The sequence below is a fragment of the Viridibacillus soli genome, assembly GCF_016612995.1.
GTDB lineage: Bacteria > Bacillota > Bacilli > Bacillales_A > Planococcaceae > Viridibacillus > Viridibacillus soli.
This window is the reverse complement of sequence record NZ_JAEOAH010000028.1, coordinates 1-20123: the sequence shown is the minus strand read 5'-3', so window position 1 is coordinate 20123 and position 20123 is coordinate 1. Positions and strand designations below refer to the sequence as shown.

Annotated in this window: 21 protein-coding genes and 1 other annotated feature; of the genes, 6 read left to right on the top strand and 15 right to left on the bottom strand. The window is 35.8% G+C overall.

The genetic code is table 11. The annotated features are described in order from the left end of the window. The first annotated feature begins 145 nt into the window (after window positions 1-145). Window positions 146-712: a helix-turn-helix domain-containing protein gene (locus JFL43_RS15860; protein WP_200749784.1), complete on the top strand. Its 567-nt coding sequence runs from the start codon at window positions 146-148 to the stop codon at window positions 710-712. 510 nt (window positions 713-1222) lie between these two features. On the opposite strand, the gene JFL43_RS15855 is transcribed toward JFL43_RS15860, so the two are convergent. Together JFL43_RS15855 and JFL43_RS15850 are read right to left on the bottom strand one after the other, a co-directional pair. Then, complete coding sequence (locus JFL43_RS15855; RefSeq protein ID WP_200749783.1) at window positions 1223-1594, bottom strand: rRNA methyltransferase; 372 nt, start codon at window positions 1592-1594, stop codon at window positions 1223-1225. Between the two features lie 401 nt (window positions 1595-1995). After that, on the bottom strand, window positions 1996-2742 hold the full coding sequence (locus JFL43_RS15850; RefSeq protein WP_200749782.1) for a class I SAM-dependent methyltransferase: 747 nt from the start codon (window positions 2740-2742) through the stop codon (window positions 1996-1998). Between the two features lie 287 nt (window positions 2743-3029). Between JFL43_RS15850 and JFL43_RS15845 the strand changes: the two genes are divergently transcribed. Beyond that, window positions 3030-3170, top strand: coding sequence for a hypothetical protein (locus JFL43_RS15845; RefSeq protein WP_200749781.1), 141 nt, complete (start codon window positions 3030-3032; stop codon window positions 3168-3170). Window positions 3171-3176: 6 nt separating this feature from the next. Here JFL43_RS15845 and JFL43_RS15840 read toward each other — a convergent pair whose 3' ends face one another. Continuing rightward, on the bottom strand, window positions 3177-3482 hold the full coding sequence (locus JFL43_RS15840; RefSeq protein ID WP_200749780.1) for a DUF3784 domain-containing protein: 306 nt from the start codon (window positions 3480-3482) through the stop codon (window positions 3177-3179). 644 nt (window positions 3483-4126) lie between these two features. Here JFL43_RS15840 and JFL43_RS15835 point away from each other — a divergent pair. Beyond that, window positions 4127-4549: an NUDIX hydrolase gene (locus JFL43_RS15835; RefSeq protein WP_200749779.1), complete on the top strand. Its 423-nt coding sequence runs from the start codon at window positions 4127-4129 to the stop codon at window positions 4547-4549. A gap of 161 nt (window positions 4550-4710) precedes the next feature. Here the strand turns inward: JFL43_RS15835 and JFL43_RS15830 are convergent, their stop codons facing one another. From JFL43_RS15830 to JFL43_RS15810, 5 genes are all read right to left on the bottom strand, one after another. Then, the gene (locus JFL43_RS15830) at window positions 4711-4902 is read right to left on the bottom strand and encodes a hypothetical protein (RefSeq protein WP_200749778.1); all 192 of its coding nucleotides are present in this window, start codon (window positions 4900-4902) and stop codon (window positions 4711-4713) included. A 448-nt stretch (window positions 4903-5350) separates the two neighbouring features. Continuing rightward, window positions 5351-6454, bottom strand: coding sequence for an ABC transporter substrate-binding protein (locus JFL43_RS15825; RefSeq protein WP_200749777.1), 1104 nt, complete (start codon window positions 6452-6454; stop codon window positions 5351-5353). Between the two features lie 25 nt (window positions 6455-6479). Next, window positions 6480-7259, bottom strand: coding sequence for an ABC transporter ATP-binding protein (locus tag JFL43_RS15820; RefSeq protein ID WP_200749776.1), 780 nt, complete (start codon window positions 7257-7259; stop codon window positions 6480-6482). Between the two features lie 4 nt (window positions 7260-7263). Continuing rightward, window positions 7264-8085: an ABC transporter permease gene (locus JFL43_RS15815; RefSeq protein WP_200749775.1), complete on the bottom strand. Its 822-nt coding sequence runs from the start codon at window positions 8083-8085 to the stop codon at window positions 7264-7266. A 225-nt stretch (window positions 8086-8310) separates the two neighbouring features. Beyond that, window positions 8311-8469, bottom strand: a complete 159-nt coding sequence (locus tag JFL43_RS15810) for a YpzG family protein (protein ID WP_100797232.1) — start codon at window positions 8467-8469, stop codon at window positions 8311-8313. Between the two features lie 251 nt (window positions 8470-8720). Between JFL43_RS15810 and JFL43_RS15805 the strand changes: the two genes are divergently transcribed. Next, the gene (locus tag JFL43_RS15805; protein ID WP_200749774.1) at window positions 8721-9980 is read left to right on the top strand and encodes a glycosyl hydrolase family 18 protein; all 1260 of its coding nucleotides are present in this window, start codon (window positions 8721-8723) and stop codon (window positions 9978-9980) included. Between the two features lie 163 nt (window positions 9981-10143). Here JFL43_RS15805 and JFL43_RS15800 read toward each other — a convergent pair whose 3' ends face one another. The 5 genes from JFL43_RS15800 to trpE form a co-directional block, all read right to left on the bottom strand. Further along, window positions 10144-10965, bottom strand: coding sequence for an MBL fold metallo-hydrolase (locus tag JFL43_RS15800; protein WP_200749773.1), 822 nt, complete (start codon window positions 10963-10965; stop codon window positions 10144-10146). Window positions 10966-11104: 139 nt separating this feature from the next. Then, a complete protein-coding gene (locus tag JFL43_RS15795; RefSeq protein ID WP_100797235.1) occupies window positions 11105-11518 on the bottom strand; it encodes a GyrI-like domain-containing protein in 414 nt (137 codons plus the stop codon). Between the two features lie 14 nt (window positions 11519-11532). Next, window positions 11533-11976, bottom strand: coding sequence for a DUF1801 domain-containing protein (locus JFL43_RS15790; RefSeq protein ID WP_234447826.1), 444 nt, complete (start codon window positions 11974-11976; stop codon window positions 11533-11535). Between the two features lie 547 nt (window positions 11977-12523). Next, window positions 12524-13114 (bottom strand): anthranilate synthase component II, encoded by a 591-nt coding sequence (locus JFL43_RS15785; RefSeq protein ID WP_200749772.1) that lies wholly within the window; start codon window positions 13112-13114, stop codon window positions 12524-12526. After that, complete coding sequence (gene trpE / locus JFL43_RS15780) at window positions 13111-14499, bottom strand: anthranilate synthase component I (RefSeq protein WP_200749771.1); 1389 nt, start codon at window positions 14497-14499, stop codon at window positions 13111-13113. Before trpE ends, JFL43_RS15785 begins: the two co-directional genes overlap by 4 nt. Before the next feature lie 67 nt (window positions 14500-14566). Then, window positions 14567-14778: a binding site (T-box leader), on the bottom strand. A gap of 214 nt (window positions 14779-14992) precedes the next feature. Here trpE and JFL43_RS15775 point away from each other — a divergent pair. After that, window positions 14993-15949, top strand: a complete 957-nt coding sequence (locus tag JFL43_RS15775; RefSeq protein WP_200749770.1) for an alpha/beta hydrolase — start codon at window positions 14993-14995, stop codon at window positions 15947-15949. Window positions 15950-16137: 188 nt separating this feature from the next. Here the strand turns inward: JFL43_RS15775 and JFL43_RS15770 are convergent, their stop codons facing one another. Both JFL43_RS15770 and JFL43_RS15765 read right to left on the bottom strand, forming a co-directional pair. Continuing rightward, window positions 16138-16881 carry a hypothetical protein gene (locus tag JFL43_RS15770; protein WP_200749769.1) on the bottom strand — a complete coding sequence of 248 codons (744 nt, stop codon included), beginning with the start codon at window positions 16879-16881 and terminating at the stop codon, window positions 16138-16140. Between the two features lie 178 nt (window positions 16882-17059). Continuing rightward, window positions 17060-19288 (bottom strand): S8 family serine peptidase, encoded by a 2229-nt coding sequence (locus JFL43_RS15765; RefSeq protein ID WP_200749768.1) that lies wholly within the window; start codon window positions 19286-19288, stop codon window positions 17060-17062. Window positions 19289-19860: 572 nt separating this feature from the next. Here JFL43_RS15765 and JFL43_RS22670 point away from each other — a divergent pair. Beyond that, window positions 19861-20123: hypothetical protein (locus JFL43_RS22670; protein ID WP_456119773.1), on the top strand; the 263-nt coding region annotated here is incomplete at its 3' end.

Genomic DNA, 20123 nt, shown 5'->3' with positions numbered 1-20123 from the left:
TATAATATACTTATTTTAAATATTAGTAAACTATATTATATAAATGTTCTTAAGTGTGTTGTTTGTTTTTGCCTCAAAACGTTATGTTATACTTTATAAAAAATAGTAAAAAGTAAAGTATATATAAATAAGGAGTGCGAAAAATATGAGTTCAAGTAAGGATGAAACACAGCAATTGATTCAATTTGTAGGAACGAAACTTCGTGAACTAAGAAAGGAACAAAAATTAAGCTTAGAGGAATTGGCTGCAAAAACAGGCGTAAGTAAATTAACGCTCGGTAATATTGAACGTGGCGAAACAAATCCGACACTAGGGATGATGTGGAAAATTACGAATGGTCTTTCTTTACCTTTAATGGCACTTTTGAAACCCGAAAATAATATCAATATTGTACGTGCAGGACAAGGCCCACAATTATCGGGAAATCGACAAGAATGGGTCATTGAGCCATTGTTTAGTGACATTAGAGGAAGTTTAGAAATGTATCGAGCTTTCCTAAAACCCCATTGTAAGTATGTACCAGAAGCCCATCATCCAGGATCAATAGAAATTGCAACTGTTATGTCAGGAGAAGTCCAAATAACAATAGGGGAATCATCTTATACGCTCAATAAGTATGATTCGATTCAATTTGTTGCGAGTGAAAAACACACCTACACAAACTTAGAGGATGAACAGGCCGTACTACATTTAGCAATAAATTATAAATGATGCTTAAAAATGCCAGCCATGTTATCACATAAAAGTTTAGTTTAATGGTGTATAGTCTATTGAAGAATAGGGAATCGTTGAGCAATGTTTTTGTTACTTATACCAAAAACGCTTAAGTATTTATCTATAGTTAAGCTAAGCACCGTTCAATTATAGAACGGTGTTATTTTGATTGAAACTTGTACATGAACAGGTAAGGAGAAAACTTGATCCACTATGGACTGGAGTATGTAATGTTAATTTATGTACATTAGATTCTACTCAATTATTTTAAGCGAACAGAAGATTCAAATGTTATAGGCCAGCTAAGGAATAATTATATTTATAAAAAGACGGTTACAGCATTTGTTTAACAACTGAATGAAATTCAATATTTGATTTATTAAGCTTTCTCTCAATTTCTTCGGAATATCTCACTATTTCAAGTATACTTATTGAGTGAAACGTAACTACCTATAATGTATATTATGTTCGGGGCGTTTTGTTTTTTAGAGTGAAAGGTGCTGACCATCACTCTACTCTATGTTTGTAACTCGCATTTTTAACATCTTCTAGATCTATGTACTGTACGCTGTATTCAATGACATCATTGATATACACTTGCTGCTGTTTAGCAAATGCTTTTAGTGCTTTTAATAGATCAGCATCATATGTCGTTTTGTATTGCACCCGGTCTATCGGACGAGTTGCTTTATCATAAACGATTGTATTTTGCTTTAAAACCTCTTGTATGCCCGATTCCAGCAAGTAATTGACATGTGTATCATAATCATCAGCCATTTCCTTTAGTCTTTCCAAAACGGTTGCACTAATATTCGTTCGGAATTTTACTCGAGCTGTATCTGTTGCTTGAAGCAACTTCCCATTTGTTAATTTCCACATAAAAAACACCCATTCCTAGATAATTTTTAATAAAAAATGCCCTTTTCACCAGTATACAAACAAATGTTCTCGTATGCAATGTGTATGTTTTCTATACTTTTATTAAATACGAGCGAAATAACGCTTATTTTCACTTCAAAACACCTAATTTGACCTAAATAATGTAAAATATTAGACCTCTCAATGAAAAAAATGCTCTTTTCTCTACTCTAGAACGTTTGTTCTTATGTAGAGAAAAGAGTGTAATTAGAACGGAATAAACGTTGATCAATAGATTTATCACAAGATTGGCTATATAAAGATCATCTGTTACCAAGTATTTAAAGTAACATTCCTTGCTCTGTAAATCCAATTATAAACTAAATTGCATCTTTTTCTTAGACAAGCGCTGTCGTTTTCAATTATTTAAGAGTCACTTTTTTTGCCTTAATGATTAGAAATGATGGTCGACGATATTCTTTTTGCAAGCTAGGCAATTGTTCAATTGCCTCTTCAGTTGGTAGAGGTTCAATTATTTTCTCTATTTGTAACTGATGTGAAATGAGCGTATTAATAATAGTTGAAAGTGTTCGGTGATATTTGATAACACCATCAATATACCAACGCTCGCTTCTTTGTCCCTCTTCCTGATAATTGTCGATGGTATAATGCAAATGATTTCCGTTTTCATCATTAATCCATTTATCCATCTCTCTTCTAGCTGTTGCGATTGGATGTTCCATGGAAAAAATAAGGAAACCATTTTCGTGCAAGGCATTTGCAATTTTAGATGTAATTGCATCGAAATCCTCCATATAGTGAAAAGCAAGTGAACTATTAACGATATCAAAGCTCAGAGGTGCAAGATCAATATCCTCGAGCGCCTCTTGGATATATTGAATAAAATTATGTGCATTATTATTACGTGCAATAGAAATCATATTAGATGAGATATCGATTCCTGTTACATGTGCCGCTCCTTGTTGAATACAATAACTAGCGAAATCGCCCATACCACAGCCAATATCAAGAATTTTTTTGCCATTTAGTTCAGGTAAAAGTACCTTCAAAGCAGGCTGTTCGAGTAAGTTGTTGTAATTACACTTAGATTGTCGAAGCTCCTTATAGCCATTGAAAAAGTCAGGGTGATCATAGATATTTTGTTTCATTAAATACCTCCAAGGTTGAGGCATAACGTTATGCTATTTCTGCGCTCTTTTATTTTCACATACTAAAACAAAAAGAAATAGACTTATATTTCATAATTTGGTAGGATGTAGATAGAGGCATATCTAAAATAAGAAACCATAACATACTGAGTTTTACACATAAAGAAAAGAAACAAAATGTACATTACTAAATTGAATTTTAGTAATGTACATTTTTTATTTTGGCAAAAAATTTAGTTCAAATTTATTAAAAGGTGAACCATTTTACAATTAGCAAGGAAGAGTTAGTGAATAGATTAATAGCAGTAGAACAATATGTTGCTCAAAATCAAAAGCGGTGGGTTACAAATCAATCTGAAAAAGAACGTATATTAAATATAATATACGCTCTTCCCCTATTAATTTGGAAAGCTAATAGTTTAGAATAGCCCCATTTATTGTTGATGGAATTTAAATCTATCTCCAAGATAACATAGTAAGATTAAAATAATACTTATTATACCTAAGATTCCAATAAGCATTGATTCTATCTCAAAACCACTTAAATTTAAAATCATCACGATAGCAATTTCAACGCCAAATAGGATAATAACCGATCCAATATTACGAGCTAATTTTTGAGCATTATATATTTTCTTTTCGTCGTATCCTGCAATAAAATCTAATGGCTGTTTTAACCAAAAAATAATGCCTAAAATTATAAAGAAACTACTAGAGAAAAATATTTTGATTATTTCCAATGCCTATCACCTCTTTATTAAGTTAAGTGTTATTCCTAGTTTATCTACGCTTTAATATTCTTTTAGTTTAAAATATACGTGTTAAAAAAAATTATATAACAAACAGAAAATCCCAACTACTATTCAATCGAAATAATTAATTATATAAAATTCTACCTATCTAAAAAGACAGAATTACATTAATGTAATTCTGTCTAAAAGTATTAATTATTATGTGCAACATTTTATTCAAATCACTATGAATTAAAGTATTATTGATTAATTATTGACTAATAATGAAATAATCGATATGGTTTCGTTTTTTTATAACCTACTGCTGCTTCATAACGAGCTTGATTACTCCTTTTTTAAAAGCGAAAGTTATTGTTCCTCTGGCGTTACTTCTATCTGGAAACTGCCTTCTTATACTTCATCATCTTTCAATCCTTCACGTGAGCACTGATAACGAATGTAATATAAGAAAATGCCCTTTTCATACACCAAGAATATGTGTTCGGTTTAAGTGAAAAGGGCATTTTTTTGCTTCTAAGAATTTATTCATCATTATCATATCAATTTTTAAAAGTAGGTATACCCTTTCCTTTCAAGGAAAAGACTCCTACGATATAGAATATTAATTTTACACTTATTTTGGAGGGGAATTTATGTTTATTGTAAATGTTGAAGGTGCAATTTATCAAAATGGAAAATGGCTGTTAATAAGACGTAGTGAAAAAGAAGAACATGCTGGTGGTTTACTGTCTCTAGTTGGCGGTAAGGTAGAAAAAGATGGAACATCATCTGATATATTGGAAGGAACACTTAAAAGAGAAATCTATGAAGAAGTTGGTATCGAGGTTTCAAATCTTAGATATGTTAATAGTTCTTTTTTTGTAACGGATTCAGGCTTAAATGTAGTAGACATTGTTTTTCTATGCGACCATCAGTCTGGCGAGGCGTATGCTAAGTGTCCTGACGAAGTAGATGATGTATGTTGGATGTCTACACAGGAGATACTAAATAACGCTGCATTACCTATCTATCTCAAGGGAAATATTAAAATGGCGGATAAGTTAATAACAGTTTAAAAAGATAAAGAGCCTGTTTGGATCCAAACAGGCTCTTCCTACTTAACCTTCTTCAACTAACGGTGTCATTTGTGGAAGAGTATTTGTGTCGGTGACTAAGACACTAAACAATTACTCGAACAATCTTCATCGTTTAGCAACCTTTTTACCTTCACTGGCTATTATTTATTTTTGTTGGATTGTTGATTCTTGTTTTTGTTAGTATTGTTTTTGTTTTTTGCGTTAGAATCAAATTCAGCAGCAAATTCTTCGTTTAGGTTGTTGTTGGGGTTATTGTTATTGCTGTTGTAGTTATTGAAATTGATATTGCTGTGGTTCTTTTCATTTTTTGTTTGGTTATTGTTCTTAGTCATGGATGTTCACCTCCTAGAGTCTAATGTGCTCAGTAATAGAATGTTTTATTCTTAATGAACAAAACTCTTTCTATCAATGGTTTAGGACTGACGTCAGTTCGACATAAATATAAAGGACCGCATTAGATGAATAAGCAGAAATAAGCGCAACCTTTTTTCGGTTTCCTTTAGAATAAGTTCTACATTTTTTTAAAAGGATCTAAATCAATTTTTTAATTAGCTCTTCGCGTCTACTTTTATAATTCATCTCACGCAATGAAACAAATAGAACAATCACTTCCCCGCCTGTTAAGTTAGACCATAAGTCCACATCTTCCTCACCAAGATTTGTGTAAATAAAAAAACACCTCCAAGTTAACCGGATAATTATACATACCCAAACTTCAACAAGAAGATGTTTTTATTAAGTTTTCACTTTAGTATAGTAACAGCCATATTTATCTTAAACTCAATATTCACCAAGAATTTTGACGGCTTTTTCTGTGATTGACGTGTCGATTGCTTTGTCAAAGTCGAATTCGCCTTGTGTTGCACCATTAGCTTTGTACATATCGTATTGAGCATGAATGTCGTCTATGCGCATTTTACCATTCGGATCAAGACCTGTTACGAATACTTTCTCCCATAAGGCAGCATCTTTTAATGCTGTGTGTTTTGTCATGATGTTTATGATTTCATCTTTTCCTTTGCCATCTATAAAGGCATCGTTATAGTCGCGTACACCCTTTAAATAGGCAAGCATGAATCGTAGTGACACATCTTGTTCGTCCTTCATAAATTTAGGAGAAGCTAAAACTAACGCAATTTGAGAATCTGGAGCAAAGTCTGTAGCATCGCCAAAGCGAGATAGGATGCCGGCTTCGATGCCTTTTGTGATTAATGGTTCAATGCTTAGTGCAGCATCAATCGAACCATTTTCAAGTGCACCTAGCATGCTTCCGAAATCAGGCATTAAGACAAACTCTACTTCATCATCTTTCAATCCTGCGTGTTTAAGCATGCTTTTATAGATGAATCCGTCAATCGAGTTTTCTCCAGAGACGGCAACCTTTTTACCTTTGAAGTCTTTGTACTCTTTAATTTTATCCTTCATGTGATTACTAATAACGAATGTAAAATACGATTTTCCTGGTACATTATGACCTTTATCTGCAACAATTTTGACGTCAATTCCTTGAGCAATCGCATTAAAGAATGATGCTGTCGATATCCCCCCTGCAATATCGACTTCACCAGCAGCAAGTGCAGGTAGCATATCATCACTGTTTGCAAATTGAGCGAATTCTACTTCGATATTATAATCTTTAAAGTAGCCTTTCTCCTTGGCAATATAAAAACCTGCTCCAGATGCTGCCCCGTCCTCCGCAATGACAACTTTTGTAGTTTTACTTAACGGCGCTAAATCTCCGGAAGGATTATCCTTACTTACTTCGTTATTATCTGTACTTCCTGTAGTACCTGTATTTCCAGATTCTTTATCCGTACAACCTATAACGAACATCGTAAGTAGTATAAATGGAATAAATAATCCTCGTTTCAACCATTTCCCCATGATAATCCCCCTCTGTTTAAGCCCATTACTTTCTTGACTTTTGCACTTCATCTTGAAGATGCTTCCAAATGTCTAAAAAATGTCCTGCTGTTTGCTGATTTGCACGAATTTGCTCTATATTTCTCGGCCGTGGCAAATCATTTTTTATTTCCTTAATAATTCTGCCAGGTTGCGAGCTCATTAATAAGATTCGGTCACTCAGAAGTAGTGCTTCATCAATGCTATGCGTAATAAAGAGCACTGTTTTCTTTGTTTCTTCCCAAATCGAGAGTAATTCTTCTTGAAGGATAAATTTATTTTGCTCATCAAGTGCAGCAAAAGGTTCATCCATCAACAATATTTCGGGATCGTTGGCAAATGCACGTGCAATGCTAACACGTTGCTTCATACCTCCAGATAGCTCTTTAGGATAAAGGGATGAAAACTTTTCAAGGCCGACTTTTTTCAAATAGTAAGATGTGCGCTCTTTGATCTGCTTAGTAGGTAAATGTCTCATTTTCAGACCAAAAGCAACGTTTTCTTCAACGGTTAACCAAGGAATAACCCCTCTTTCTTGGAAAACCATGGACTGTAGTGGTCGGTTTTCCTTCCCTTCGGCAATCATAAATTCTCCGACACTCGTCGTTTCAAGTCCTGCTAAAATCCTTAGTAATGTTGTTTTTCCACAACCACTCGGACCGACGAGACAGACAAATTCACCTTCTGAAATATCTAAGGAGATTTGATCCAAAGTCGTAACACTACTATTCTTTTTGTAAAAAACTTTCGTTACATTTTGAATTGAGATTTTCGTATCCCCTTGCATTACCTCACCTCCAAGGAAGAATCTTTTTCTGCAGCCCTCGAAGAATTAATGAAAATAAATAGCCGAAAAATGAGATGAGTATAAGCCCGACAAACATTTCTTTCAGCATAAATGCTTTATAGGAGGTCCAGATTAAATAACCGATACCTGAAGTCGCTCCCATCATTTCAGCTGCCACAATCGTTAGAAGCGCAATTGCCTGCCCCATTTGAATACCTTCCATCATAACTGGTAAAGCTCCAGGGAATGCAATCTTAATGAAAAAGTCCTTAGAGCTGGCTCCGTAGTTTTTTGCGACATCTAAATAGATGGAGTCAATATTAATGACACCTGCAGTCGTATTAATGACGACGGGGAAAAAGACGCTTCCTGCAATCGTCACAACTTTGGAAAAGTCCCCAATACCGAATAAAATAATAATGATTGGTAAAAGGGCTAGCGTAGGAATTGGCATAAGCGCCATTACGATCGGTGAAACAAAGTGTCTAACCGGAGAATAAAGCCCCATCAACAGGCCAATGATAATACCAGGTATAACCCCGAGGAAAAAGCCTGCAATAATTCTGTATAAGGAAATCCCGATATGGCTAAATAATTCTCCACTTACTCCCATGGTAAAGAATGTACTGACGATTTCAGAGGGCGGCGGGAAGAAACGTGCATCAAGCAAATTGGTTTGGGATAAAAACTCCCATAACAGCAAGAGAAAAATGGGTGAAGCGATTGTAAGCATCTGCTTCATTCGTTCTTTTAATTGTCTTTTCTTCCATTCTTGTTGTTCAAATTCGATGGGATTGTGAGTTTTCGTCACTTTTTCGTCCCTCATACTTCACCACCTCTTCATACAAATCATATGTATTTCGGCTCTAAAGTGTGTCAATTGCCCATGATAAAACGTAAGCCTAGATAAGCATATAAAGCTGTCTGAAGTGATCATGAGGGGCAAGGAGCTGTAGCTATACAGAAAGAAATGCGAAAGCTCCTATGTCTGCCCACGAAAAAACCCGGAAATTTATTTCCGGGTTTGATTGCACTTAATCCTTCATGATCGTTATAGCTGAGACTGTCGAGATTTTGCTTCAGTTCTCAAGAGTCTGTTATGCAAAGTAACCTCTGTCTTTCCGTTCACTTGAGATTTTTGACGCTTATCTCTTGCCCAGTTGTGGTGGATTTGCTGAGATTTTGGATCTAAATGTTCCGGCCTACTCATTGTTTTCCGCCTCCTGTTCATGTTGGATCTCGTAAGCGAAATCTTACATAGTATAGCTTGTTAGTCATTTATCATACATTTTATTGAAAAATTATAATCCAATTTAAAAACGTATATAAAACTCCCTATACGACACTTTATTATCTAAATTCAAGTCAATTTTCCCTTCAATCACAACGTGTATATCACATTAAATCTCAGTATCGCATATAATGAAAGATTAAATATTATAGGCAAACAGAGGTGAATCATTGTTTATATATGTAGTTAAAACGGGAGATTCTTTATTTTCCGTGGCAACAAAGTATCAAGTTAATATAGATAGTATACGGATTACAAATGGCTTAAAAACGCAAAACTTAGTGCCTGGCCAAGATTTACTAATACCAACAAACGTGTATATTGTTCAACCTGGAGATTCTCTATATACAATTGGTCAAATGGCTTTGGTCCCTGTAGAAACAATTCGAGTTATTAATGGCTTACATTCCGATGTATTAACAATTGGCATGCGTTTATATCTGCCTCCAAGGGTAAAGTATGAAACAGAAAACTTTAGTTATTTAACGCCTTCCACACCTGCGCGAGATAAAGACCTTATCCAAAGGTTTGCTTTTATTAATTCCTATTATGGTGTTTTTGAATATCACATTTTGAATGATGGTAGTTTAAGTACTTTAAATGATAAGAATCTTAGCTCGTTAATTAGGCAGAATCAAGTTGCCCCGATCGCTGTCATAACAAACCTAACGGATACTGGATTCAGTGTGGAGTTAGCAAGGCGCATTATAAGTGACCCGAATTTAAGACAGCGAGCCGTTAATAATATATATAATTTGGTCAAAAACAAAAATTATGCTGGGGCGAATATTGATTTTGAAGGATTAGAAGAACAGGATCGAGATAATTATACGACTTTCATCCGTTTGGTAAGAGAACAGTTAAAGCCAGAAGGATATACTACATCGGTTGCCTTACCTGCGAAAACAAGCGATTCTATCCCTTGGATGAAAGGATATGATTATCGAGGTATTGGAGCTGTTTCTGACTTTGTCTTTCTCATGGCCTATGACTGGCATCATTTGGGCAGTTTACCCGGACCTGTAGCGCCTATAGAAGAAGTAAAACAAACGATCCAATATGCTAAAAATGCAATGGGTGGGAAAAAAGTGATCCTTGGTGTACCAAGGTATGGTTATGATTGGACAATGGCAAGTAACGGTACGGTCATCAGTGCTCGTGCTATTTCAGTTGCATCTGCAGTCGAAACCGCTATGAGACATCAAGTGCCCATTCAATATTCAATTCAGTACCAACAGCCTCATTTTGAATATTGGGAAGCTGGTAATAGACATGTCGTATGGTTCGAAGATGCAAGAGCTCGTGCTCAAAAACTCCAAGCGGTCGTTGATTACGGTTTATTAGGAATTGGTGCGTGGAAATTAGGCTTAGAGTTCCCTCAATCTGCCTATTTAATAAGTGAATTTTTGAGTAAAAGACATGTAATTTAAATAAACTAGCTATCAAAACATAAGTATTAAGTATTAATAAATTTTAGATGAAAGTTAAAACCCCTGATTTTTCTATGCTAAATAGAAAATCAAGGGTTATTTTTGGGGTTCTAAGCATTTGTTTCACAAAATTGAAAGGAATATTTTTCTGAACATCTGAACACTAGTTTTGCCCTCTTCCTTCCACAAATCCTCTAACAATATGAATGGCTGACCATTCACCATCGGAAATCTCAACGATTGGATAGGATTTTGGGAATAGTTGTGCCGTAATTTCTTCAACCGACATCCCTGTCAGGTGCAAATCTACAACTTCCCCTTGTAACTCTTCTAAGTACTCCATCTTTTCTTTTACTTGCTTGTGGCCATTTTGTACATAGCCTGCGTGGCAACAATACATATCGTTAAAATCGTAAGTTTCTATTTTTCGTAACGAATTAAGCGTATCGACGATATTCTCTTCTGCTAATATAATTTTTGTTTTCGGATGAATAAATAAATCGCCTGTAAATAATGCACCTGTTTCACGATTAAGGAATGCTAAATGATCCTGTGTATGCCCTGGTGTTGCAATGACATCCCATGTTGCATTTCTAGATTGGAACGTCTCACCAATTGCCTCAGCTTGAAACGGTTCACATTGCCCCCAAAGGAATTGACGATATTTTGGGTAGACGAATTCTTCACTACACCGCACAACGGAGTCTTTATGAATGTAGAAAGGAACGTCTCTCTGTGACTGAATCCATGCCGCACAGCCCGTATGATCTTCATGAAAATGCGTAATCATTACTTGTTCAAAATCGGCTTGTTCGAAAAAAGGTCGAAATGAAGTAAATAAAGATTTTGCCCCCGTATCAATCAATACGCCATCTACTGCAAAACTAAACACATTCATTTTCGTTCGTCCAAGCCCAATAGTACTATTCGCCAAATGTACATCGTTATGCTTTAAAATATCCATCGATTGTTCGAGTTTAACCATATTATTCTCTCCTTTATGTATCGTTTTTTATATTTTATCAGAAAGTTAAGACTATAAATATTAATTTCCATTAATAGTGAATTTCGTCACAAGATTACCATAAAAAAAAGACGTAGAGTAAAATACTCTACGTCTTTTTTTAAACGATTGGCACCCAAACTTCAATATCATGCAAATCTTGTCCGATATATTTTTCAAAACTCATAGATGGACGATGTGTAACTTCCTGATTGCTGAATAATTCTCGGAAGGCCTCTTGTATATGCTCGATCCCACCGTCGACTTTACCGACTAAAAATCGTCCTTCTGGAATTTTAACAGTCACCGCTGTAATATCATCTAGTAAAAGATGATCGTCAATTCCTGCTACATAATCCAAGCCGTTTTCATTCATTTGAATACAAACACCATACGATACATCCTGCGATACGTTATTATCTTCAAGGGTATTCGCAAGTTCCTCCCATTTCTCAGGAATATCTGATGTTTGGCCTTGATGAATGCTCAACCCTTTCACAACAAGCTCATCAATCTTCTCAATACGTGTCTGCATTCAAATCATCCCCTCTATGCTTTTGTTAGTTGTTTTTCGTACAATTCAATCCAGTCTTGTACAGTCATTTTACGTACGAGTTCCGCAATTAATGCATAAGGTAGCGTTTTTGTATTCGAAAATCGTATACAACTTTTGCCCATATTGAGCTTAGTAGTCATATGCTTTGGATATTCTGCAACAAACCAGTCCAATAGCTCTGGCTTTGCATAAATACCCATATGATACAAAGTGATATGATTTTTTTGAGCGGCTACTCCTATAAATGGTAGCGGATCTTTAGGACTGCAGTGATAGCCATTCGGATATATTGACTTCGGTACTACGAAGTTCGGCATATTATACTGCATTAACGCTTCAAAGCCATGTGGTAAATGATCTTGAACCGTTTCGAATAGTTTTTTAAACGCCTCACGCCTGTTTTCATCAACTTCTTCAATATAATCTAAAATTTCCAACAACAGCCCTCCTTTGCCATTTATTATACGCAATAATAATAATTTTTCAATCACAAACCTTTGTAATTACCTAAAAAAGATTATACAAGTGAAGTTTACAGTCTACTTATAAATATTTACTTTCTATTTCAGCAAAAAAAGACTTAGATAACTGTATACTTTAAAAAAGACTTAGCCGGATCTAACTTAATTGTTTTATCCGCCATCATTATATTATTGTTAAATACCCATTATCAGCTACAACCTGCTCTTTCGCTGTTGTAACTAGGTCTTGTAAGTAGAAAGCTGTAAATTCACTTTTACTCGACATTCATCAATATATTGTTGAGTATATTTATTCATCTCCACTGAACGTATTTTGTATTAGTATCAATCATTTTAACTTCCTCTTATTTCTGAAGACAATAGTATGAAAGTAACTATAACCAAGTGTAGAATAACTTATGGTGTCTACTTCTCATGTTTCCCCACTCAACCATTTAGCACGTAACGGATTCTAACACTAAAAGTCCAATTCTCTTATACATGAGAATTGGACTTTTTTTATTTATAAATCGCTATGAACTTTGCTATAGGAGTCAATAAAAGCTTGAATCATAGTATCCCCTTCTGGTGTCCCAATTGATTCTGGATGAAATTGCAAACCGAAGACAGGATATGTCCGATGCTGAATGGCCATGATCTCGTTATCATCTATCGCTCTTGCAAGTACTTTAAATTCATCAGATAATGTTTCAGGCGCTATTACTAGTGAATGGTAACGCATAACAGAGATTGGACCTTTAAATGCTGCGAAAAGGTCTGTTTGTTCATGCTGAATCATTGATAATTTACCGTGCATAATATTTTGCGCCTGAACAATCTTTGCACCAAATGCTTCCGCAATGGATTGGTGTCCAAGACAAATACCTAGTATCGGAAATTCTTTAAAAAGCTTTTGTACGATTTGAATGGAAATACCGGCTTCTGAAGGCGTTCCAGGTCCAGGTGAGATAATAATAGCTTCTGGTTGTATTGAGCGAATGTCGTCAATTGTAAGGGCGTCATTTCGCACAACGAGAACATCTTTACCTAAAGCACTCACTTGCTGATACAAATTGTATGTGAATGAATCATAATTATCGATTAATAGAATCATTTTCGCACCTCCAAAAGCGCTTTTGCTTTATTTAGTGTTTCCTCATATTCACTTTTCGCTTCAGAGTTATAGACAATTCCAGCTCCAGCTTGTACGTGAGCTTTGTCATTTCGCACGACCATTGTTCGAATGGCTAATGCCATATCCATATCACCTGAAACGGAGATATAACCGACAGCGCCGGCATAAACACCACGTTTCATCGTTTCAAGTTCATTAATAATTTGCATGGCGCGAATTTTCGGTGCGCCAGATACTGTACCTGCGGGTAAACAAGTAGCTAATACATCTAAAACGTGAATATCGTCTTGCAACTCACCTGTCACTTCAGAAACGATGTGCATGACATATTTGTAGTATTCAATATCCATATATTTTGGCAACTTTACTGTACCAATTTTCGAGAGCTTACCAATGTCATTTCGACCTAAATCTACTAGCATACGGTGCTCGGCTATCTCTTTGGCATCTGCGAGTAAACCTTCTGCAAGTGCCGCATCTTCAGTAACTGATTGACCACGTGGACGAGTACCTGCGATTGGATTTGTTGTGACAAGGCGATTTTTAACCTTTACTAAACTTTCGGGTGACGTCCCTAGAATGATATACTCCTCAAAATCCATATAAAACATATAGGGGGAAGGGTTAGACGTACGTAATTTTCTATATAAAGAAAACGGATTTCCTGTAAATGGTGATGAAAAGCGTTGTGATAGCACAACTTGAAAGATATCACCTTTCTTAATATATTCCTGCGCTGTTTCAACCATATGACAAAATGTCTTTTGATCAATAGATGATTTAAATTGCAAAGAGGGTTCTTCTGCCTCAGGCTGTGTCACTGTTGTGATGTGTAAACTTGTCACGATATTTTGAATGCTAGCCTGCATCGCTTCAGAAGTTCGACTACCCTTAAATAAATCAATCGCTACAATCGATACCGTTTGTTGTAGATGATCATAAATGATAAAAGTATCATAAAAAAGCATATGCATATTCGGCATTTCTAGCTCATCTGGCAATGAACTGCCGATTTTTTCAAAATAAAATGCTGTGTCATAACCGATATAGCCTATCGCTCCGCCAAAGAAGGCAAATGGATAGTCTTCTGTATCTAGTGGCAGCATTTCTTTTAATACATCCATAGGAGACCGTTGTAATTCACTCCGCTTTCCGTTCTTTATAATTTCCGTACCATTTTCTGTACTTTTTAACTCCGCGATTGGGTTCAATGCAATAAATGAATATCGACCACTTTCTTCATGCTTGGCGGACGATTCAAAAAGCATTTTCTTACGTCCTCTTACTGCATGATAAATGGAGATTGGTGTCATCATATCACCTTGAAGTGTAACTATCTCATACTCTCTCAACTTAACTGTCATTTGCTCAAACTCCTTTTCTCAGCTCATCTCAAGTAACACAAAAAGCCCCCCATAGAGACTATTCTCTATGGAGGGCGGGAATTCCGCGGTACCACCTCAATTGCAGCAAAAAACGCTACCACTATAAGCGATATAACGATTCGCTAATCGAACTGCCATACTCAACTTTCAAGCAGTCACTCAAAGGTCCATTCCATTAGTTGCTACGTATCGGTTTCCACCAAACCCGACTCTCTATCCGCGCATTCCTTATGTACTAATCCTTGTCTATGAGTTCTGTTATACAATTGTGTGTGAAAATGTTACTTGCATTTATTATAAAGAAAAGTGTCTTAAAATTCAATTATTAATTTAGAGGGACCTCTCATGGAAAAATATAACTTAAATACATCTTATAAAACTCTATGGTGATAAAACTATTTCAAATAACAACATATGCTATACTTTGAACTATCTATAAAATTTTAATAGTTTAATATAAAGGAAGTGTCTTATGAAAAAATTCAGTATTATTTCATCAGTAATTATCGTTATATTAGTCATTGCTTACGGCTTAGTCGGTAATTATTTTTACAATTTTGCATTAAATGCTAATACGGAAAAAGAATTTTTAACCGGTAATCCGCATTTAGCTCAATCGAAAGCTGTTTCAGCCGAAGTAGCAAAAACAAGTGAATTAGCGGATGTTGCCTTTTCGAAAAAACATCCTCCTATTACAACAAGTATTGTTTCTTCGGATAAATTAACATTAAAAGGACATTTATATGAAAACAACAATTCGGATCATAAATGGGTCATTGTTGATCATGGGTATACTTCGAATAACACTCTAATGGTTCGATGGATACGCAATTTTCATGAAAAAGGATACAATGTGTTAGCACCTGATCTTCGCGGACATGGAGAAAGCGAAGGCGATTACATCGGAATGGGTTGGGATGATCGAAAAGACATGCTTTTATGGATCAAGACAATTACTGATAAAGATCCAAAAGCTGAAATCGTCTTATTCGGAATTTCCATGGGTGGAGCCACTGTCATGATGGCCTCTGGTGAAAAATTACCTTCAAATGTCAAAGTAATTGTTGAAGATTGTGGTTATTCATCTGTTATGGATGTATTTACATATCAGCTTGATGACTTGTTTAATTTACCAAAGTTCCCTGTTATGAACGCGGCTAACACCGTAACGAAATTTCGTGCAGGGTACGATTTAACTGAAGCCTCTGCCGTCAAACAAGTGGCGAAGAGTAAAACACCTATGCTATTTATCCATGGCGATAAAGATACATTTGTCCCTTATGAAATGCTAGATGACGTTTATAATGCGGCAAATGTTGAAAAAGAAAAATTAATTATTCCAGGTGCAGGTCATGGTGAAGCTGAAAAAGTAGATCCAGAGAAATATTGGAATACGGTCTGGGGATTTGTGAACAAATATATTGATTAATATAGAGAAACTTTGATCTGGGAGTAAGTGCTCCCAGTTTTTTTTGCATCAAGAAGGGAAAACCTTAAAATACCTCATAGTATTAGAGTTTTTTTAAACCTCTAAAAAATAATAAAATGACGTAATAAAAACCTAATTTCGGTATTGTAATCCGAAATTAGGCTTTTTTTGTAAATATGATTTGAATGCTACGATTTCACAGTAAAAAATGCCAAGATATAACGTAAATAATGCCTTGTAGTCGTTATTCGCTCTTCTAAAGATTTAGCAATGACATCATAAAATGCCGTCCCAGCGTCAGTTCCTTTTAATTTTCGTACAGTTCGTCTTTCATCAGGCCAGTAGCCTATTAACAAATCCGTTTCTTCCATCTCACGTGCAATCTGATATAAATAGCCATTAGAAGGAGACCAGCCAAAGACATCTTCAAGCTGTTGGCCTACTTCTGCCATATAAAATGAGGATCTCGTTTGGCTTAGCTTTAGTGCTAAATAACGAACGATATCCTTCACTGATATGAGTTTAGAGAAATAGGCACGAAATTCTTCAGGAAGTGGATGGATTGGTGCTGCTGGTTTGTCACCGTTTTTCGTTAGTGCATAATAAAAACGATCAAGCACAAGAACAATTTCATGGAATTGATTGAAATAGAGCTTTTTGTAGCGGTGTAAACGTTCAGTGCCGAGCTCGGTAGCATGATAAAATAGACGTTTTTGTTCTTGTCGTGCTTTTAAGGCCCCCTCAGCTTCTAGTTGTTTAGCAATACGTGCGACATATTCATAGCCGACAGGGCGACCAGGAAACTCGGTTTGAAAGGTTTTATGGATTTCAACAGAGTAACATTCTATTTGCTGTGTTTTGTAAAGCCAATACAATGCGACGGTATCTTTAATACTAAAACCAACCGTTTGCTGAAATGATTTTTCCTTCATTTTATACACCTACCATTTAATAGTTTTATTTCCATTAATTATATACCTCGCTAGTCCATATAATCAACAAAAATGTACCTCCATACATACTCCCCTCCCCTTTCCATCCTTTTATACCAATATGGCGGTTTAAAAGGTTTCGAAAGAGCAAGAAAAGTCGATATGGAGGCACATTTCACTAAGATTCTACTTTGACTAAAGTACTTTTACTACGATTATGAGCTTGATCTATTGCATAGAAGTCAAAGGTTGAATTTTTCTTTTGTTTTTTGATCTTTAAAGTAAATTTACCAGAAGCTTTTGCTGTTGTTTTGGAGAGTACTGTTTTACCTTTTTGCATTTGTATTGTAGAGAACGGTTCAGCAGTACCAGAAACGTAAGTCGCTTGACTCGTAAGTTTATTTACTTTTGGTTTACCAGGAGGTGTTTTATCTAATACTTTTAGGCTTTGTACAGTGCTTGAATTACCATTACTATCTTTAATATAGATAGCTAATTGGGTATTCGCAGCTTGTTTTTTTATAGCAGCATTATAACTTCCATCTGTTTGCACTGTTGTCTGAGCTAATTTTTGATTTCCTTTATAAATATAAAGTTTAGCATTTGCTTGAGCAGTACCAGCAATACTCACTGATCGATCAGATACTTTTTTCACAGAAGGTGCCTTTAAGATTCTCATCATTGGTGTTTGAACGGTCAGTGCTACCCCCGGTGATATATTACCTGCCTCATCCTCTGTTTTCACTGCCAATTTGTAGACCTTATCCGCCTTAAGATTACGAATAGTATATGTCGATTCTTTCGTAGCTGCAATTTTTTTATTATTAACGTAAATATTCGATTGCTTATAGTCAACAGTCGCTGGTTTTTTCCATTTGATTGTCACAGCATTAATTTGAATCGAAGTTGCGGATAACTTTGTCACTTCAGCTGGAGGCGTTTTATCTTTTAAAGTATGCACATTTAGTGCAGTACCTGCCGTTGTACTGCCATCAGTAGCAACTACTTTTAACGTAATTGTATAGTCCATAGATGGCTTTAAACCTTGAACCTTATATGTACTTGAAGTAGTTGATGTAAGAAGCTGATCATCTAGGAAAATGGCTACTTTACTGGCATTCTTATTATTAGGGAATTCAAAACGAACAGTCGCTGTCCGATCTGTCACATCTACTATTTGTGAACCGGTTAATTCTTCTAATGGTATCAGTTCAGTTTGTGGATATTGCACTAGACCATGTCCGTATAAGTTATCGATGCCTGCAATACCAAGATCGATCGCCGTATTATATAATTTACTACGCAGCTCTTTTGCTGACATCAATGGATATTGTTGTTTTAATAAAGCGAGTATGCCTGTAACATGCGGTGCTGCAAATGAAGTACCGCTAACGTAAATCAAATCACCATCCTTACTAATTGACGGTACAGATTCGCCTGGAGCAGTCAAATTCATGGATGTACCTGTATTTGAGAAAGCGCTGAACTCTTGTTTTGAATTAATCGACGATACAGCAATAACCTGGCTATATCTTGCGGGATATGTAACATTTCGATTATTGCCTTCATTCCCAGCAGAAGCAACGATTAAGATTCCGGCATTATAGGCTTTTTGAATGGCACTTCGAAGCGAGGGCACGTCAATATGTAAGCCAGATGAAATATTAATAATATCCATTTTATTTTCGATGGCCCAGTCAATTGATTTGATGATTTCCGTTGTTGTGCCCATAGTTGTACCGTCTGCGTATTTCAAGGAATATAGTTGGACATTAGGCGCAACCCCAATGATATCAGCGGTTTTCTTATCACTTAAATAACCACCAATTTTGGCACCAATTATTGCTGCAACGGACGTACCATGACCAGTGCCGTTCTTGCCACCACGGTCCACATTGTCAGATTCTTTAATAACTGTTGTGGGATCGTCAGCTACAAACGACACGCGGGCTGCGATATTCGGTAAATCATCAATGAGGTTAATACCTGTATCGATGACAGCAACTTTTACTTTATTGCCAAAAATGCCTGCATTCCAGGCTACTGGTACATTCGTTAAAGTATGATTCCAAGTAGGAATCGCAATTGGAGCGAGCGTTGGAGTTGAATCGGCTAAGCTCATTGGTGCTTCTTGCGTATCAACCAATTCAATATTAGGATCTTTTTTTAACTCGACCAATTGTTGCTCAGTTAAAGAGGCTTCAACCATGTCAACGTTTTGAAGTACTTCATTGACATTCTCAGCAGCATCTAGCACTTTTTGTTTACCTTCTTCATTTTTATATGAAATCATTGCGTTGATGGTATTTTCATCAGCGTAAATGGTTTGTTGTTTATTTGAAAAGGTACATAAAGCTGTTAAAGCAAAACATGTAATACTTAATTTTTTCCACTTCGGATTCTTCACTGTTATGAGACTCCCTTTCTGTATTTCTATAGCATTAATTCTACTATTATGTATATTTTATTCTATATAAAGGACTTTCACAAATCTACTATTATTTTAGCAGTATAAAATTACTTTCTAGATTGTATGATAAATTACAAGTTTATCATACAAAGATTCCCTACAATAATTATTGTAGGGTGAGACAATGTACAAAGTTATTCTTACAGCTCTATACAGCTACTAAATGCGGATTCTTTATTCAATAATTTAGATGCTTTCATCATATATACATTAAGGGCTCTAATAATTTTATTGAGTGATCAATAAGCAAACTGAGGTGATACTGCGAATTCAAACTCTCGCCCTCAGGAAAATGCGGTTTTACAACGTTAAGGAAATCGAAATATAAAAAAGCCTAATTTTTCGGTATTGTAATGAAAAATTAGGCTTTTGTTTAAAAGCGCACCATTATAGAAGGTAGTTAAAAATTTTTACTGTATGCTGTGGTTTTACCTTTTCCTACGACTATGGTTTAGGACTTGTTCGTTCTTCGACAAAAGCGTTTCGTTGCCAAATCGTGACATGTTGTCATGGACGTTCCATTGCCGACGTTTCGCGGGAATACGACCTGCCGTATACAACCGTCGAGCGATGGTTTTACTTGTACGCACCTGAACAGCTGCTTAGCACGTTGTCCGCCTGATTTAACAGAGGAAGAGCGCGGTTTTGTCGCACAGTGGCATCAAGAAGATAATCATACGAAACACATTTATCAAGCCCTGCAGCAAATTCGTAGTGGTTCAAACGGTATCAAGTTCATGTTTGTGGTGCTGTTTCTAAGATTGCCAAGACT